This window comes from Pseudodesulfovibrio mercurii, assembly GCF_000189295.2.
GTDB lineage: Bacteria > Desulfobacterota > Desulfovibrionia > Desulfovibrionales > Desulfovibrionaceae > Pseudodesulfovibrio > Pseudodesulfovibrio mercurii.
Genome location: NC_016803.1, coordinates 3,144,556 through 3,160,983, shown reverse-complemented (window position 1 = coordinate 3,160,983; position 16,428 = coordinate 3,144,556). Strand labels below are relative to the sequence as shown.

General features: G+C 65.9%; 20 protein-coding genes. 11 read left to right on the top strand and 9 right to left on the bottom strand.

What is annotated here, in order from left to right:
* Positions 1 to 4: 4 nt before the first annotated feature.
* The 3 genes from DND132_RS14320 (at position 5) to DND132_RS14310 (ending at position 1,639) form a co-directional block, all read left to right on the top strand.
* Positions 5 to 214, top strand: a complete 210-nt coding sequence (locus tag DND132_RS14320) for a hypothetical protein (protein WP_014323471.1) — start codon at positions 5 to 7, stop codon at positions 212 to 214.
* Positions 204 to 563: a YdbL family probable chaperone protein gene (locus DND132_RS14315; protein WP_014323470.1), complete on the top strand. Its 360-nt coding sequence runs from the start codon at positions 204 to 206 to the stop codon at positions 561 to 563. Before DND132_RS14320 ends, DND132_RS14315 begins: the two co-directional genes overlap by 11 nt.
* 158 nt (positions 564 to 721) lie before the next feature.
* Positions 722 to 1,639 (top strand): RluA family pseudouridine synthase, encoded by a 918-nt coding sequence (locus tag DND132_RS14310; protein ID WP_014323469.1) that lies wholly within the window; start codon positions 722 to 724, stop codon positions 1,637 to 1,639.
* 2 nt (positions 1,640 to 1,641) lie between these two features.
* Here the strand turns inward: DND132_RS14310 and DND132_RS14305 are convergent, their stop codons facing one another.
* Positions 1,642 to 2,187 carry a hypothetical protein gene (locus tag DND132_RS14305; protein WP_014323468.1) on the bottom strand — a complete coding sequence of 182 codons (546 nt, stop codon included), beginning with the start codon at positions 2,185 to 2,187 and terminating at the stop codon, positions 1,642 to 1,644.
* Between the two features lie 9 nt (positions 2,188 to 2,196).
* Positions 2,197 to 2,619 (bottom strand): hypothetical protein, encoded by a 423-nt coding sequence (locus DND132_RS18585; protein ID WP_014323467.1) that lies wholly within the window; start codon positions 2,617 to 2,619, stop codon positions 2,197 to 2,199.
* Between the two features lie 131 nt (positions 2,620 to 2,750).
* Here DND132_RS18585 and DND132_RS14295 point away from each other — a divergent pair, with 131 nt between their 5' ends.
* Both DND132_RS14295 and DND132_RS14290 read left to right on the top strand, forming a co-directional pair.
* Positions 2,751 to 3,311: a BON domain-containing protein gene (locus DND132_RS14295; RefSeq protein ID WP_014323466.1), complete on the top strand. Its 561-nt coding sequence runs from the start codon at positions 2,751 to 2,753 to the stop codon at positions 3,309 to 3,311.
* 5 nt (positions 3,312 to 3,316) lie between these two features.
* The gene (locus DND132_RS14290) at positions 3,317 to 3,838 is read left to right on the top strand and encodes a C40 family peptidase (protein ID WP_014323465.1); all 522 of its coding nucleotides are present in this window, start codon (positions 3,317 to 3,319) and stop codon (positions 3,836 to 3,838) included.
* Here DND132_RS14290 and DND132_RS14285 read toward each other — a convergent pair.
* From DND132_RS14285 to DND132_RS14275, 3 genes are all read right to left on the bottom strand, one after another.
* Positions 3,835 to 5,202, bottom strand: coding sequence for a DUF697 domain-containing protein (locus DND132_RS14285; RefSeq protein WP_014323464.1), 1,368 nt, complete (start codon positions 5,200 to 5,202; stop codon positions 3,835 to 3,837). The two genes, DND132_RS14290 and DND132_RS14285, sit on opposite strands and share 4 nt — an antisense overlap.
* 102 nt (positions 5,203 to 5,304) lie before the next feature.
* A complete protein-coding gene (locus tag DND132_RS14280; protein ID WP_014323463.1) occupies positions 5,305 to 5,838 on the bottom strand; it encodes a hypothetical protein in 534 nt (177 codons plus the stop codon).
* 32 nt (positions 5,839 to 5,870) lie between these two features.
* On the bottom strand, positions 5,871 to 6,104 hold the full coding sequence (locus tag DND132_RS14275) for a hypothetical protein (RefSeq protein WP_041916175.1): 234 nt from the start codon (positions 6,102 to 6,104) through the stop codon (positions 5,871 to 5,873).
* Between the two features lie 180 nt (positions 6,105 to 6,284).
* Between DND132_RS14275 and DND132_RS18580 the strand changes: the two genes are divergently transcribed.
* Positions 6,285 to 6,458 carry a transmembrane spermine/spermidine synthase family protein gene (locus DND132_RS18580; protein ID WP_014323461.1) on the top strand — a complete coding sequence of 58 codons (174 nt, stop codon included), beginning with the start codon at positions 6,285 to 6,287 and terminating at the stop codon, positions 6,456 to 6,458.
* On the opposite strand, the gene DND132_RS14270 is transcribed toward DND132_RS18580, so the two are convergent.
* Positions 6,455 to 7,957, bottom strand: coding sequence for an alpha,alpha-trehalose-phosphate synthase (UDP-forming) (locus tag DND132_RS14270; RefSeq protein ID WP_014323460.1), 1,503 nt, complete (start codon positions 7,955 to 7,957; stop codon positions 6,455 to 6,457). The two genes, DND132_RS18580 and DND132_RS14270, sit on opposite strands and share 4 nt — an antisense overlap.
* 203 nt (positions 7,958 to 8,160) lie before the next feature.
* Here DND132_RS14270 and DND132_RS14265 point away from each other — a divergent pair, with 203 nt between their 5' ends.
* The 5 genes from DND132_RS14265 to DND132_RS14245 all read left to right on the top strand — a co-directional run bounded on the left by DND132_RS14265 (position 8,161) and on the right by DND132_RS14245 (position 13,011).
* A complete protein-coding gene (locus DND132_RS14265; protein ID WP_014323459.1) occupies positions 8,161 to 8,421 on the top strand; it encodes a co-chaperone GroES in 261 nt (86 codons plus the stop codon).
* 173 nt (positions 8,422 to 8,594) lie between these two features.
* Entirely contained in the window at positions 8,595 to 10,181 is a 1,587-nt protein-coding gene (gene groL, locus DND132_RS14260) for a chaperonin GroEL (protein ID WP_014323458.1), read from the top strand.
* Positions 10,182 to 10,639: 458 nt separating this feature from the next.
* Entirely contained in the window at positions 10,640 to 11,188 is a 549-nt protein-coding gene (locus DND132_RS14255; protein WP_014323457.1) for a tetratricopeptide repeat protein, read from the top strand.
* Between the two features lie 43 nt (positions 11,189 to 11,231).
* Complete coding sequence (locus tag DND132_RS14250) at positions 11,232 to 12,539, top strand: right-handed parallel beta-helix repeat-containing protein (RefSeq protein ID WP_014323456.1); 1,308 nt, start codon at positions 11,232 to 11,234, stop codon at positions 12,537 to 12,539.
* 190 nt (positions 12,540 to 12,729) lie between these two features.
* Positions 12,730 to 13,011, top strand: coding sequence for a DUF2325 domain-containing protein (locus DND132_RS14245; protein ID WP_014323455.1), 282 nt, complete (start codon positions 12,730 to 12,732; stop codon positions 13,009 to 13,011).
* Positions 13,012 to 13,062: 51 nt separating this feature from the next.
* Here DND132_RS14245 and DND132_RS14240 read toward each other — a convergent pair whose 3' ends face one another.
* From DND132_RS14240 to DND132_RS14230, 3 genes are all read right to left on the bottom strand, one after another.
* The gene (locus DND132_RS14240; protein WP_014323454.1) at positions 13,063 to 14,022 is read right to left on the bottom strand and encodes a chemotaxis protein; all 960 of its coding nucleotides are present in this window, start codon (positions 14,020 to 14,022) and stop codon (positions 13,063 to 13,065) included.
* A 426-nt stretch (positions 14,023 to 14,448) separates the two neighbouring features.
* Positions 14,449 to 15,540: an N-acetylneuraminate synthase family protein gene (locus DND132_RS14235; RefSeq protein ID WP_014323453.1), complete on the bottom strand. Its 1,092-nt coding sequence runs from the start codon at positions 15,538 to 15,540 to the stop codon at positions 14,449 to 14,451.
* Between the two features lie 2 nt (positions 15,541 to 15,542).
* Positions 15,543 to 16,157 carry a winged helix-turn-helix transcriptional regulator gene (locus DND132_RS14230; protein WP_238528172.1) on the bottom strand — a complete coding sequence of 205 codons (615 nt, stop codon included), beginning with the start codon at positions 16,155 to 16,157 and terminating at the stop codon, positions 15,543 to 15,545.
* Positions 16,158 to 16,428: the final 271 nt, after the last annotated feature.

Below are 16,428 nucleotides of genomic sequence, written 5' to 3'. Positions count from 1 at the left end.
CGCCATGAACCGATACATCGCCGCAGCCGTCTGCCTCCTGCTGCTTTCCGCACCGGGCTGTTCCACCAGCCACAAGGTGGAGGTGGCCCCGGTGGAGGTCAAGCCCATCCACATCACCATCGACGTGAACGTCCGGGTGGACAAGGCCCTGGACGACTTCTTCTCCGACATCGATGATGCCCCAGCTCAACCGGAGGCGACCAATGCGCAATAGAACACTGATATTGACCCTGGCCCTGGCCCTGTGCCTGGCCGCGACCACGGCCCTGGCCGATTCCGTCAAGGACCGGATCATCGCCCGCAAGCCCGCCGTGACAGCGCTGCTGGCCGACGGCACCGTGGGCGAGAACAACCAGGGCTACCTCGAATTCCGGGGTGCCAAGAAGCAGGCCGACGTGGTGGCCGCCGAGAACCAGGACCGGGCCGCGGTCTATGCGGCCATCGCCAAGAAGGCCGGGACCACCCCCGCCCTGGTGGGCCAGCGCCGCGCGGCCAAGATCGCCCAGCAGGCCCCGTCCGGCACCTGGCTCCAAAAGCCCGAAGGCGCCTGGTACAAGAAATAACCCCAACCGACTCCGCCCCCCCTCGCCCTTCGCCGAAGGCGACCCCAAAAGTTTAGGGAAGGATAGGGGATGGGGGTCCGGGGGAAGGGGAGAGGGAACCCCTTTTCTCAAAGGGGTTCCCTCTCCCCTTCCCCCGGCCGCCGGAGGCCCCCCAAATCATGCCCGAAACGCAGTCCGTCGTCGTCAGCCAGGCCGAATCCGGCCAGAAGCTGTTGCAGTTTTTGGAGCGCCGCCTAAGCGGCGAGGTGCCCCGTTCGGCCATCCAGAAGTGGATTCGGACCGGACAGGTGCGCGTGGACAAGGGCCGCAAAAAGCCCTTCGACCGTCTGGAGGCCGGGCAGACCGTGCGCATCCCGCCCTACGCGCCGGGCCAGGACAAACAGGTCTCCGAGGCGGGCGGTCTGGCCGTCGCCTATGAGGACGCCGAGCTGCTGGCCGTGGCCAAGCCCGCCGGGCTGGCGGCCCACGGCGGCGACGGGGTGGACGACTCGGTGGTCGCCCGGCTGCGGGCCATGTATCGGAACGCGGACTTCATGCCCACCCTGGCCCACCGGCTGGACCGCGACACCTCGGGCCTGCTCCTGGCGGCCAAGAGCTACGCCGTGCTGCGCGAGCTCAACGACCTGTTCGCCTCGAACGGCGTGGCCAAGGTGTACCTGGCCTGGGTGGACGGGCGCTGGGACGAGCCGGACGGAACCCTGCTCGAGGACGTCATGGAGAAGCGCGGCGCGCCGGGCGCGGAGCGGGTGCGCACAGGGTCGGGCAAGACGGCCCTGGCCAGGGTCACGGGGCTGGTCTCGAGCCGGGACCGCTCCCTGGTGGCCGTGCGGCTGCTCACCGGGCGCACGCACCAGATCCGGGTGCAGCTGGCCTCGCGCGGCCATGCGGTCATCGGCGACAGGAAGTACGGAGCCCCGTCGGCACGCGGCAAGGGGTCGTCGCGCGGGCCCATGCGGCTGCACTGCTTCGCCCTGCGCGCCGGGGAGCGGACCATCAGCCTGCCCCCGGCCTGGTCCGGCGGCTGGGCCGTGGACCGGGACGCCCTGCAAAAAGCCCTCGGCCTGCTCTTCGACTGACCCTACCAGCTTAGGGCGATCTCCCGCTCGGCCGTGCGGTCGAAGGCGGCCACCTCGTCCAGGTGGGCGGCCATGTAGGCCTCGTCGTCCACCGAGCCGTCGCACTCACCGTCGGGCTGCGGGCCGAACTTGACCGCGGCCACCACGTCGCCGTCCATGGAGACCACGTAGGCCCGGACCAGCTGGCACAGTTTCGGCAGCCAGGAGGTCTGCGGCGGATAGGCCTTGATCCCGGTCCTCGGCGCGTCGATGGGCCGGCCGATGAGGTCCTCGAACTTGCGCCGGTCCATGCTCGAAACGAGGACCGAGGTGCCGTCATCGGCGCGGTACAGCCAGCCCTCCACGGTCGTGCCCATGAACTCGCGGTGCACGCGCTTCTCGTACTTGAGGTCGGGCCCCAGGGTCACGGTCACGGCGCGGCCGGTGTCGATCCGGGCGTAGGTGATCACGTTGTCGGCGCGCTCCTCGGTGAGCGGGCCCCTGGCGGCGCACCCGGCCATCCAGAGCATGAGCGTGGCCAGAAAAACGAGCGAAAGCGGACGGTTCATGATCTTCTCCTATTTCCAGCCGATGACTTCATAGCCCTTGTCGCGCAGGCACCGATTGACGAAATTCTGGTGGATGGCCGAGGGGGTCCCGGACTTGAACCCCTCGTTGACCGCGCTCCCGGCGGCCGCCGCGCCGCCCGTGGCCGCTGCGGCCCGGCCCACGTTGTTGCCCATGATGGCCGCGAAGACCGCTCCGGCGGCCGCGCCCACGGCCCCGGACTTGGCCACGTTTCCGGCGGCCGCGCCCGAATCGGTGGCGTTGGCCCCGGCGGCCTCGGCCTTCATGATGCAGTCGTCGATGTCAGCCTGGGCCACCTGCATGCCCACCTCGTCCAGGTGCGCGTTGGGGTAGAGCACGGGCCGCTTGGGCCCGCACCCGGCCAGGATCAGGACCGCCGCGACGGCCCAGAGCGCGTAGTGGATTCGTTTCATGACGCCACCTCCCGGGGCAATACCGGAACTATGCGAAAAACCCCCGGCCGGGTCAATGGCCCGCCCGCTGTTGCCTACCGACCGCAAAACCGGTATATAGACTAAATCTAGAAAATCTCAGGGGGAGTCCCATGCACCGCAACAACCTTTTCCTTTCGCTCCTGATGCTCCTGGCCCTCGGCCTGTTCGCCAACGGCTGCACGGTCTACGACGTGGCCGTGGAGGAGCGCAACGTGGGCGACTACGCCAACGACGAGAAGATCGCCTTCGTCATCGAGAAGGATTTCCTGGCCGACGACCTGGTCAAATACATGGATTTCGACGCGTCCAGCTATGAAGGGCTGGTCTACATCGTGGGCGAATACGAGTCCCGCGCCCAGGTCAACCGGGCCATCGAGATCGCCAAGTCCGTGGGGGGCGTGCGCTCGGTGACCACCTACCTGCTGCCCAAGAAGGAAAACGACACCTGCGGCACCACCGACAACCTGAACCTCTACGCCAAGGTCAAGAGCCTGCTGGTGGACGACAAGGACATCTGGTCCACCAACGTGGAGATCAAGACCGTGCAGTGCAACGTGGTCCTGCTCGGCATCGTGGGCTCCGCCGCGGAGCGCGACAAGATCATCGCCCACGCCAAGTCCGTGCCGGGCGCGCGCTCGGTCAAGTCCTTCCTGCGGATCAAGCGGAGCTAGCGCCCATGGCGGCGCGCACGGGAATAGGACGGTCGGGCGCGCCCGGCCCGGCCTGCGCCCTCCTGTGCTGCGCCCTGCTGCTGGCGGCCTGCGCCGGGACCACGCCCGCGCCGGTCCCGCCCGAGGCCGTGGTTCCCGCCCAAAGCGCCTCGCCCCGCGCCGAAAAGGTCATCCGCACGGCCCGCGCCCTGGTCGGCACCCCGTACAAATGGGGCGGCTACTCGCCGGGGACAGGCTTCGACTGCTCCGGGTTCATCTGGTACGTCTACCACCAGAACGGGGTCAACCTGCCGCGCATGTCCTGGCAGCAACTGGGCGCGGGACAACCGATCCGGCGCGCCGACATCCGGCCCGGCGACCTGGTCTTCCACCAGGTGGACAAGGACGGCAAGTCCCTGCACGTGGGCATCGTCACCGACCGGGGCACCTTCGTGCACTCCCCCAGCTCCGGCAGGCGGGTCATGGAATCGAGCCTCAATTCGCCCTTCTGGGCGGAACACTACCTGGGCGCGCGGCGCGTGCTCTAATCCTGCTTCGCCCCGTCCCGCGCCCCGTCCTTTGACGGGTCCTGCGGCGACCCCTTGGTCCTTTTTCCGCGACGCAGCACCTTGTCGCGTACCGAGCGCACCGTGCCGCCCACGGTCCGGCCCGTGGCCCGCAGTACCCCCCCGGCCGATCCGGCCGCGCCGGAGACCGTCTTCCCGGCCTGTTTGGCCAGCCGTCCGGCCCCGCCCGCCGCATCGAGCACCGAGCGCGCCGAGCGTCGGGCCGCTCCCAGGGCCGCATCCGCGACCTTGTCCACGGCCCGGTCCACGCCGTCCACCACCGTGCGGGCGGAATCCGAAACGCCGCGCCCCACGGTCTTCGCCCCGTTGCCCACGGCCCTGGCCCCGCTGCCCACGGCACCGGCCGCGCCGGACACGCCGCGTCCCACGCTCCCGGCCGCGCCGGAAACGCCCTTGCCCACGGAGGTGAAGGCCTTCTTGGCTCCACCCCGGACCGCCCGCGACGAACCCTTGACCAGCAGCTTGGTCACCTGGGTCACGGTCTCGCCCGAGATGGACATGAACATGCGCGCCGCCTCCAGGGTGGCCGAACGGCGCATGGCCCCGCGCCGATCCAGGTCCAGGCTCATGTAGTTACGGGCCACGATGCCGCAGCGCATGGCCAGCAGCGCATTGGTGGAGCCGCTCAGGATGGAGCTGGTCACGGTGGAGGCCACGGCCTCGGCCCCGGGCATGACCCCCAGGGCGGACCCGGCCACCAGCGGCCCCATGAGTTCGTGGATGTACTCCTCGATGCCGAACTCCTCGATGGAGCCCGCCAGGAACGAGGTCACCGCGATGTTCACGTACAGGTTGACCAGCTCGCGGTAGTGCGGCCGCTGGGCGTAGAGCTTGGAGATGCGCCAGGCCAGGCGCGAGATGAGAAACAGGACCACCAGGGAGTCGAGCCGCCCGTTCTGGGAGATGGCCGAGCCGATGAAGACCCGCTTGGCCGTGGAGCGTATCTCCTCGTCGGCCCGCTTGCGCAGGACCGTCAGGCCCAGCTCCAGGCCAGACTCGTCGCGCACGGACACGCCCGAGTCCAGGAGGATGCGGTTCCTGGACAGCCGCTTGACCTGCTCCCGGCGGAACCCGGCCATCTCCTCGGGCGAAGGATCGGCATGGACCAGCAGCGGTCGGGGCCGGATCAGGATGAGCGACGCCCACCAGGCCAGCGAGCCGCCGACCACGGCCAGCAGGGTCCAAAAGACCCACGGGCCCAGGGCCGGGTTGAAGCGCGCGGCGAAGTCGGCCAGCCCGGCCACGCAGTTATAGAGAAAGACCAGGAAGGCGGCCAGGATGATGATCCCGGCGACGGTCAGAAAGTTCTTCATCTGTTTCGACATGGCGGTCCTCCTCGCACAGGATAAGGCCCCGACGGCGAAAGGCAAATATTGAAAAAGGCCGCCCCGCGCGGGACGGCCTGGCAGCTCGTGACGGGAAAACCGTTATTCCTTGGGGATCAACGGCTTGTAGTACATGCCGATCTTGATGCGATCCGTGGTGAACTGGCTCTTGAGCTTGACCTTGAGGTCGTCGGTCTCCCAGCGGTACTCGTCCCAGCCGTCCGACTGCTTGTGGTCGGGCAGGCCGTAGGAGTCCATCAGGGTGGCCACCACCTGCTTGACGTCCTTGGCCTTGTCGATCTCCACCAGCACCGTGTAGAGCTTGCCCTGGCGGAAGCCGTAGGTCACGTTGGCGCCCTGGATGTTGAACACCCCGCAGGGCTCGACCTTGTTGACGTTGTAATACTTCACCCCGCCCACGGTGCGGGAGTAGGTGATCTCCTCCACGGCGGAGATGGGCGCGCCCCAGGGGATCGCCTTGCACTCCTCCACCGGGGACGAGGCGGCCGGTTGGACGGCCTGTCCGGACTCGGCGGCCAGGGCCGCGGAGGCCAGGCACAGGATCAGCATCAGGGCCGGGATCAAGAGGCGGATTTTCAAGACGAACTCCTTGTTCATGCGTTCCACGTAACTCATTTACATACTTTTTCCGAAAGGGCGACCGTCTGTCAACCGTTGGTTTTCGTGCCCGCGCAGGTGAAGGCGTTCCTGTCCATGGTGTAGAAGCTCCCCCGGTCGATGCCCACGGCCCGGCCGCAGGGGCAGAAGACCTTGCCGTCCCGCTCCTCCATGTTCCAGACCTTGCGGATGCGGTCCTTGTGGCAGCGGTGCAGCTCCCCCTGGCCGATCTTGTGATACTTCCAGAGCTTGCGGCGGCAGTCGGCGCACTTGAGAATCAGCATGCCGCACACTATCGCGGAGAGCCCGAAAAGCAAAGCCGCAGGGGCCGCCGCCCCTTTCAGCCGGAAATCGACCGGTTTTTGTTGAAATGGGCCTCCGCTCACCCTATTCTTGAATCATTCGACGAATCCGGGAGGCTGCCGGGCCCCCGAAACCCCTTTCGCAACACAGCAGGGTCCATCATGGTCACATATATCGCAATCGCTTCCCTCTCCTTCCTGGCGGGCGTCATCGCCGTGCTGCTCGCGTGCAGGCGGCGGCGTAAGGATTCGGGCAGTATCAGCCTGGACGGCTTCAATTTCGACAAGCAGAAAAAGTACGAGAAGGACGGCAGGAAGTACCCGTTCTCCTATTAGACCCGGTTGAAGTGGACCGTCTCCACCTCGGGGAAGTCCTCCAGGGACTTGGCGATGCCCGCCCGGAGAAAGGAATCCACCCAGCGGAAGATGTTGTTGCGCCGGATCTGCTCGCGCAGCCTGGACATGTGCGCCTTGCGCTCCTCGAGCGGCCAGTGCAGGGCGCGGTGCAGCGCCTTGGCGATGCCCTCCACGTCGTAGGGGTTGACCAGGTAGGCGTGCCGCTGTAGCTGGGCCGCGGCCCCGGCGAACTCGCTCAGCACCAGGACCCCGTCACCCTTGTTGTTGCAGGCGCAGTACTCCTTGGCCACCAGGTTCATGCCGTCGCGCAGGGGCGTGACCAGCCCCACGTCGGCGGCCGCGTAGTAGGCCACCAGGTCGTCGTGGGGCAGGCTGCGGTAATGATAATGGACCGGTACCCAGCCCGGAAAGGAGAACTCGCCGTTGACCCGGCCCACCAGCCGCTCGATCTCGGTACGCAGCTCCTTGTACTCCCCCACTTCCTCGCGGCTCGGCACCGCGATCTGGATGAAGTTGACCGTCCCCTGGAGGTCCGGATAGCGGCGCAGCAGGGTCTGGATGGAGCGGATGCGCTCGGGGATGCCCTTGGTGTAGTCCAGCCGGTCCACCCCGAGGATGATCTTGCGGTGCCGGAGCGCTTCCTTGAGATCGACGGTCTTCTGGACCACCTCGGGCCTGGCCGCCATCTCCGAGAACTGTGTGTAGTCGATGGAGATGGGGAACGCCCCGGCCCGAAACGAGCGGTTGCCCATGTGCACGGTGACCACCGCGCCGCGCCCCTCGACCCGGGCCTCGGGCATGAGCCGGTGCAGGCTGCCCACAAAGTTGCGCCGGTCCTGGACCGTCTGGAAGCCCACCAGGTCGAACTCGGTCAACGCCTGGATGAGCTTGGCCCGCCAGGGCAGCTTCATGAAGATGTCCGGCGGAGGGAAGGGGATATGCAGGAAAAACCCCGTGTTGCGCCGAACCCCCATGGACTTCAGAAAAAAGGCCTGGTGCATGAGGTGGTAGTCCTGGATCCAGATGTAGTCCTCGGGCGAGGAACGCCGGGCCACCACCTCGGCGAACTTGAAGTTCACGTCCAGGTAGGTCCGCCAGTAGCGGGGATGGAAACGGCAGCGGCTTTGCAGGTCGTGAAACAGGGGCCAGACGATCTCGTTGGAAAAGCCGTAGTAGTAGCCGTCCACCTCCTCCTCCGTCAGGGGCACGGTGCACAGCTCATAGCCCGCCTCCTCGGTGAAGTCGGCGAAGAGCGTCTCCATGTCGGTCCCGCCGACGGTCCCGCCGCCCGCCCCCTCTTCGGGCTCGGCCGCGCCGGACCAGCCGATCCACATGCCGCCCCGGTTCCTGAGCACCGGGGCCATGGCCGTGACCAGGCCGCCCGATCCCTGCTTGAGCTTCCAGCCGTCCTCTTCCCTTTTCAGGGCGACCGGAAGCCGGTTGGAGACCACCACCAGCCGTTGCAACGCGGGTTCCATCCTGTACCTGCTCCTGTTTTTCCGATTTTTCCTCTATCTACCTGAGTAACGCGCTTTCCGGGGGATTTCAACCGCGCCCGGCAACGCCCTGGAAAAATTTGACGCGCCCCCTGTTGACACCGCCCGCGCCATACTTATCTCTAGCCCCAGTCGAAAAACACGCCGCCACTGCTTGCGGTGAAGACATCATAAGGAGACTTTTCATGGGTTTGAAACCGCTCAATGACCGCGTCATCGTCCAGAGGAAGGAAGGAGAGGAGAAAACCGCCGGGGGCATCTACATCCCGGACTCCGCCAAGGAAAAGCCCCAGAACGGCATCGTCGTGGCCGCCGGCCCCGAGTGCAAGACCGTCAAGGAGGGCGACATCGTCCTGTTCGCCAAGTACGCGGGCAGCGAGTTCAGCATGGACGACGACGATCTGATTATCATGCACGAGGACGACATCCTCGGCGTCTTCGCCTAAAACCGCCCATAAAGGCCCGATTGCTTCGTTGCTGCAAAAGAATCAAATCCTCGCGTAGGAAGACTACGCTTCGGCCTTGATCCTTTTTTGCGCCTCGCACTCGAACCTTTCTGAACGGTTTTCGAAGCCGAGCAACACTAACAGACAACAACTTTTCATAGGGATTCGGAACAATGTCCAAAGCAATTGATTACAAAGCCGTCGCCCGCGAGGGCATGCAGCGCGGCGTCAACACCCTGGCCGACGCCGTCAAGGTCACCCTTGGACCCAAGGGCCGCAACGTCATGATCGAGAAGACCTGGGGCGCGCCCCAGGTGACCAAGGACGGCGTGACCGTGGCCGAGAAGATCGACCTCGAGGACAAGCTCGAGAACATGGGCGCCCAGATGGTCAAGGAAGTGGCCAAGAAGACCAACGACATCGCCGGTGACGGCACCACCACCGCCACCATCCTGGCCCAGGCCGTGTTCAACGAGGGCGTCAAGCTCCTGGCCGCTGGCCGCAACCCCATGTCCCTGAAGCGCGGCATCGACGCCGCCGTGGCCGCCGTGGTCGAGGAACTCGACGCCATGGCCAAGCCCATCAAGAAGACCTCCGAGATCGCCCAGGTCGGCGCCATCTCCGCCAACAACGACCCGACCATCGGCGCGATCCTGGCCGAGGCCGTGGACAAGGTCGGCGACAACGGCGTCATCACCGTGGAGGAATCTCAGGGACTGACCACCGAACTGGACGTGGTCGAGGGCATGCAGTGGGACAACGGCTACCTCTCCCCCTATTTCGTCAATAACCAGGAAGACCAGAGCGTGACCTTCGAAAAGCCGTTCATCCTCCTGGCCGAGAACAAGATCTCCGGCATCAAGCCCCTGGTGCCCATCCTCGAGGCCGTGGCCAAGGCGGGCCGTCCGCTGCTGATCATTGCCGAGACCGTGGAAAACGACGCCCTGGCCGGACTGACCATCAACGCCATGCGCGGCGCCCTCAAGGTCTGCGCCGTCAAGGCCCCCGGCTTCGGCGACCGCCGCAAGGAAATGGTCCGCGACATCGCCATCATGACCGGCGCCACCCCGGTGTCCGAGGACACCGCCGTGACCCTGGAATCCATCCGTCCCGAGCACTTCGGCACCGCCAAGAAGATCGTGGTCGAGAAGAAGAACACCCTCATCGTGGGCGGCGCGGGCGACAAGAAGGCCATCCAGGGCCGCTGCGACGAGATCTCCAACATGATCAAGAACGCCACCAGCGACTACGACCGCGAGAAGCTCCAGGAGCGCCTGGCCAAGATGGTCGGCGGCGTGGCCGTGGTCAAGGTCGGCGCGCCCACCGAACTCGAGATGAAGGAGCGCAAGGACCGCGTGGACGACGCCCTGAACGCCACCCGCGCGGCCGTAGATGAAGGCATCGTGGCCGGCGGCGGCACCGCCCTGGTGCGCGCCGGAAAGGCCCTCAAGAACCTCAAGGGCGCGGACGACACCGAACAGGCGGGCATCGAAATCATCGCCCGGGCCATCGAGGAACCGCTCAAGCAGATCGCCAACAACTGCGGCCTCGAAGGCACCGTCATCGTCGAGAAGGTCAAGGCCCTCAAGGGCAACAACGGCTTCAACGCGGCCACCGGCGAATACACCGACCTGGTCAAGGACGGCGTCATCGACCCGAAAAAGGTCACCCGCATCGCCCTCCAGAACGCCGCCTCCGTGGCCAGCATGCTCCTGACCACCGAATGCGCCATCTCCGACTTCGTCGCCGAAGAAGACTAATCACCCGGTAATAAGCACCCCAAAGGGTGGACGCGCCAACGCGTCCACCCTTTTTTTTGCGCCTCCGGCGGCCAGGGGGAAGGGGAGAGAGGGCACCCTTTGGAAAAGGGCTGCCCTCTCTCTCCCCTTCCCCCCTGGCCGCCCCAACCCCTCTCTCCCCCTCCTAAACTTTTTATTGCCGCTTCGCGGGCGGTGCGAACGCGGGAGATCACCGTCTTCCCGTCGTCCCGACACGCCTCCTGGCAATTTCCCTTGTCCTCCGCCCCTTCCGCGTCCAGCCCCGAGCGCAGCTCGGCGATGGGGGTGCAGGGGGCCTTGCTCCCTGCCGGGTGCAGGGCAGCGCCCTGCCCGCCGGAGGCGCCCGCCCGGCGAGGGTCCGCCGGGGGCATCCCCCGCACGCATGCCCTGCCCGCTCATCCCCCTTGTCCTCGCCGCGGCAAACCGCTACCATCGGCACCATGTCATTCCTTTCCAGACTGGTGCGTCCCGAGACCAGGGGCAGCAAAAACTTCGAGCGGGGCCGGGCGGCCGAGGCGCGGGGCGATTTCGGCAAGGCCGAGACGTACTTCGCCGAGGGCGCGGCGGCCTATGACGCGTATTTTGCCGGGCGGAAGGACGAGGTCCGGCCTTCGCACCTGGTCATGGCCGGAGTCTGCTACACGCGCTCGGGCCGGTACGAGGACGCGTTGCGGGTGTTGTCCGAGTGCGTGGCGCGCAAGGAGATACCGGACGCGTTCGTGAACGCGGGGTACGCGGCGGCCAAGCTGGGCCGGGGCGAGGAGGCGGCCGGGTACTGGTCGCGCTATCCGTCCTGGGCGGGCCAGCGCAAGGTGGCGTCGGCCCTGGCGGAGCAGGTCAAGGCGATCCGCGCGGACGGTGCGGACCTCGACGGGGCATGCGAGGCCGTAGCCGTGGCAGTGTACGAACAGGACAAGCTCAATGCGCGCGACCGGCAGTTCCGCAAGTCGGGCGGGCAGCGGACCTCCGAGTTCCGGCAGGGATATTGAGACGGGTTCGCACGGTCCGGACAAGACGGGTGATTTTTCCTTCATGAAAACGATTGGTGCAAATATCCTGGCGTGTTGGCTGGTGCTGGGCATGGTGCTTCCGGCCCTGGCCGCGGAGACCGTGGTAACGGGCACGGGCGATCCGGTCCGGGACGTGGCCAGTGTCCAGGCCGCCCTGGACAAGGGCGGCACGGTCCGGCTGCGCGGCCGTTTCGACTTCGGGGCCGAGGGCCGGGCCAGGATCACCAAGGACGTGCGCATCCTCGGGCAGGAGAACGGCTCGGGCGACCCGGTGACGATCATCTCGGGCGGGACCTGGACCCTGTATTCGCCCCTGCCCATGGACACCACCCCGCCCGCCAAGGACGGGCCGCTGATCGCGGTCCGCGACCTGCATTTCGACGGGGCGCGTGGCACGCCCCTGCACTTCGCCTACGCAGGCGGGCTGGAGGTCGGCGGCTGCCTGGTCACCAATGTGGAGCCGCAGCGCGCGGGCATTCCGTGGGAAGGCGGCGAGAGCCGACCGCTCCAGGCCGGGATCGTGGTCGGCAACCGGCTGGTCCACGCCAAGGGCATGCTGGAGCGGGCGGTCACGGGCACGGTGCTCATTGAGGGCAACCGGCTGGAGATGATCAACGATGACCCGGAGGAGACCGCCGGGTACGGGATCATCGCGGACTGGACCTGGGGCGCGGACCTGACCATCCGCGACAACGAGATCCACCGCACCTCGCGCAACGGCATCGAGGTCCTGGACAACCAACTGGACGGCAAGGGCAAGGGTGCCATCCTGATTCGGGACAACCGTATTGTCACGGACAACGAGGGCATCGCCTACCCCAACAAGTTCGGACCCAACGGTATCGTCGCAGGATGGTATTTCGACACCACCGGCGGGGCCGATTTTTCGCGCAACAACCGCATCGGCATCACCGGCAACCGCATCGAGGGTCGCGGCGAAAACTCCACGGGCCTGCTGCTCTACGCCAACGACATGGTGGTGACCTGCAACGACATCGTCATGGCCGGGGGACAGAGCGCGCGCGGCGTGGTCCAGACCGGCTCGCGCGGATTCTTCGCCAACAACCGGGTGCGCGGCCGGGCCAACTACGCGCTGTTCTGCTACCCCTTCGAGGCCCTGACCGCCACGGCCAACACCTTTGCCTGGACCGACCTCGGCCTGTTCACGGGCTTCAAGGGACAGGTCCTGCTCGGCGGCCGGGTCAACCTGGTGGTCGGCGCCATCCAGGCCCTGACCGACCACGGCCAGGGCAACCGCGTGGTGGACTGCGCCCCCTGCTCCCTGCCCGAAGCCGATCCCGAGAGCGACGGTTGGCAATCCGGGAACTGATCCCACCCCTTCCTGGCCGTAGGCAAACCGGTCGGCCGGAACCGGCACGACAGCGAGCCGCTGCGCGAATCCTCAGACGATTCGGATGGTTGAAATACACGACGCGATATTCTCGCGCCGCTGTTGACAGCACCCAGGCTCCCCTGTATTAGTTGAAAACGATTTTCAATTTCAAAAGAGGAAGGGCACCATGTGCGCAGCGTTGATCGGTGGAATGGACCGGCTGAAAAATGAATACGTGAGCGAGGCCAGACGCAGCGGGGTCAAGCTCAAGCACTTCACCGGCAAGGAGCGGAAGATTTCCAAGGCCCTGGGCGAGGTGGATTTCGTGGTCATGTTCACCAACAAGGTGTCCCACAAGGCGCGCAAGGACGTGCTCGACGCCGTGCGCGGCAAGGACGTGCCGGTCTACATGCACCACTCCTGCGGCGTGTCCACCCTGCGCAGGCAGCTCGACGAGGTGGTCGGCTAGCCGTCGGGCGGTTATCGACAAGGTATCGGTCGGAGGACCGGTCGAGACCGGTCAGGAAACGGCCGTCCCCCGGTCCCAGTTGCGGATCAGGTTGATGACCTTCTCGGTCAGGCCGTGGAACTCCGGCTTGGTGACCTGCTCGTCGGCCATGACCGCCTTGCCCTTGTGCAGCACGGACTTGGAGATGAGCGAGGAAAACAGGACCACCGGCAGGACCTTCAACACCGGGTCCTCCTTGATCCTGCGGGTCAGGGTGTAGCCGTCCATCTGCGGCATCTCCACGTCCGAAACCACCGCGTCCAGATAGTCCAAGGGACTGCCGCCGTCGGCCGCGCACCGGGCCTTGATCCCCTCAAGCACCGACCACGCCTCGGCCCCGTCCCGGACCATGGTCACCTCGAAATTGGCCTGGCCGAAATTGCCCTCCAGCAACTGGCGCACCGACGTGGAATCGTCCGCCACCAGCGCCCGGTACCGCTCATCGGAGACCACGTGGCTCATGCGTCCCTTGGTCTGGCCCGACTCGTCCAGGTCCGCCAGGACCTGCTCCAGGTCGAGCATGAGCACGAACCGGTCCTTGATCTTCACCGTCCCGGTGATGCAGTTGGTGGCCATGGACGACACGTACTTGCTCGGCGGCTCCACGTCCGCCCAGCACACCCGGTGGATCTGCGTCACCCCGGAAACCAGAAAACCCGTGATCATGCCGTTGAACTCGGTCACGATGATCGGCTCGTTGGCCGCGGGCGACCGCTCCATGTCCAGCCAGACGCTCAGGTCCACCACCGGCAGGATCAGGTCGCGCAACGGAATCGTGCCCAGAAAACTCGGATGCGCCGCCGCCTCGGAACCCTCCAGCCCCCTGGGGGCCTCCACCACCTCCAGGACCTTGGCCACGTTCACCCCGAAATACTGCCGCTCCACGCCTGCCGGGGTCACCTCGTCAAGAAAGAACTCGATGATCTCAAGTTCGTTCGTCCCCGTCTCCAACAGAATCTCCGTCTGACTCATTCGCCCTCCTCCGGCACCTTGCGGCCTTGACCTCTCGTACCACGCCCCATGCCCGAGATGAATGATAATCTGCGGGGACGGAAGATGCCTCCGGCGGCCAGGGAACCCTTTGGAAAGGGTTCCCTGGACCCTCCCAAACTTCTTGGGTGCCTTCGGCAGGTGCGTACGGAAACGGGATGGCGGCGTGTTGAAACTTGGGAGGACAAAGAAGGCAACTTCCCGCGCTCACACCACCCGCGCAGCGGCGACAAAAAGTTTGGGAGGGTGAGAGAGAGGTTGGGGGGTCCAGGGGGGAAGGGGAGAGAGAGGGCAGCCCTTTTCCAATGGGTGCCCTCTCTCTCCCCTTCCCCCCCGTGGCCGCCGGAGGCGCAAAAAAAGGGCGGGCGCGCTTTGCGCGTCCGCCCTTTTCTTCGAGCATGGGTGCATCTACGACGAGGCGGCTCCGGCGCAGACGGGTTGGTTGAGGCTGAGGGTATCCCATTGCACGGGTTCCTCGTGTTTGACGGGCCGGTTGAGACCTGCGCCGAGGACTTCGTCCCAGTGGACCGGGGAGATGCCCACGCGCGGGCAGCGGGTGGTCAGGTCGGCCTCGGTGAGGATGTGTCCGGCGGGCAGGTCGCGGGAAAAGACGATGCATTTGCGCAGTTTCTTGGCGGCGGCCTGTTCGTCGGGGAACACGACCTTGCCCTTGACCTGGACGGCCTTTTCGACCTCGCGGATCATGGTCACCATGGCGGCCAGCTGTGCGGGTTCGAGGGAGGCCTGGTGGTCGGTGCCCTTGAGGGTCTTGTCCAGGGTGAAGTGGCGTTCCACCACGCAGGCGCCCAGGGCGGCGGCGGCCACGCTGGGACCGATGCCCTTTTCATGGCCGGAGTAGCCCACGGGCACGCCGTAGCGCTCGCGCAGGGCGTCCATGACGGGCAGGCCGATGTGTTCCTCGGGGCAGGGGTAGGTGGAATTGCAGTGCAGCAGGATGACGTTGTCGTGGTAGGCGCGGATCTCGGCCATGGCCACGTCGATGTCGTCCAGGCCGCTCATGCCGGTGGACAGGATGATGGGGATGTCGGCCCTGGCGTATTTGCGCACCAGGGGGACGTTGACGAGTTCGGCGGAGCTGATCTTGAGCAGTTCCACGTCCAGGTCCAGGATCTGGGCCAGGCTCGGGTCGTCCCAGGCCGAGGCGAAGAAGACCAGGCCCAGGGACTCGGCGTATTCCTTGAGCCGGGCCATCTGTTCGATGGACAGCTCAAGGGCGGCGCGGTGTTCGCCGTAGGTCGGGCCGAAGCTGTTGGGACCGGTGTAGGGAGCGGCCCGTCCCTGGCGGGTGAGCAGCGCCTCGCTGTCCCGTTTCTGGAACTTGACTCCCTGGACCCCGGCGCCGGCGGCCTCGTCGATCATCCGCTTGGCGATGTCGAACTCGCCCTGGTGGTTGTTGCCGATTTCCGCGACCACGAAGCAGGGGTGGCCCTTGCCGATGGTGACGCCCGAACGCAATGTGACGGATTGGAGCTGTTTCATAATCAGAATCTCACGATTTGAAATCCGCGCTTGTCGGCGTAGGGCTTGACCTGTTCGAAGATCTCGCCCTGCTTGCCGAAGGAGGTGATGACCACGGCGTCGCAGTCCACCTGATCCAGGACATGCGGTGCGGAAACCACGTGTCCGTTGAAAATCTGCCCCTGTTTCTTGGTGTCGTTGTCCAGCAGGACCTTGACCCGGAAGCGGGTGCCGCGCAGGGCGGACAGGACCACCTCGCAGGTCTCGGACGCGCCGAACAGCGCCAGGTCCCGCTTGCCTTCGTTGTCCAGGCCGTGCAGCTTGTCGAGCACGAACTCCTTGATGGTGGAATAGAGCCGGACGGTCTCCGAGGAATAGTCGGAGAACATGCGCTGGCGGGAGCGGCGGCCCTGTTCCGTCAGGGTGTAGTGGTAGCTCTTGCCGTTGACCGGGAGGAACTCGACCAGTCCCTCGGTCTGCAACTGCTTGAGGTACTGGTTGACCATGGCCCCGGACAGGTGCAGCTGCCTGCCCAGTTCGTACTGGGACAGGCTGGAATCCCGGGACAGGGCGTCCAGGATGGCCAGGACGCGGGTGCTCTTGCTCGGCCTGAGATAGCCGCCCTCGGTAATCAGCATTCCGGTCACCACATTTTCAGCGTGTTCTGCCATGCAACTTCTCGGTCATTCGTTCGGTCAATGATTCATCCGTTCGAGGTGGCGTCCGGTGTGCCGAGGATTTCACTCTAGGCACGGCCACCACCCCTGTCAACTCGGCCCCGGACCGGGCTTTCCGGTCTTCGGGCCCCGAGGTCCGTCCCGCCCGTCCGCCGGATCAATCGTTGACATATTGAATAATCGGCGCTTCCGGGTCCCGACTTTAGCCGACGGGCAACGATTTCCCCCGAAA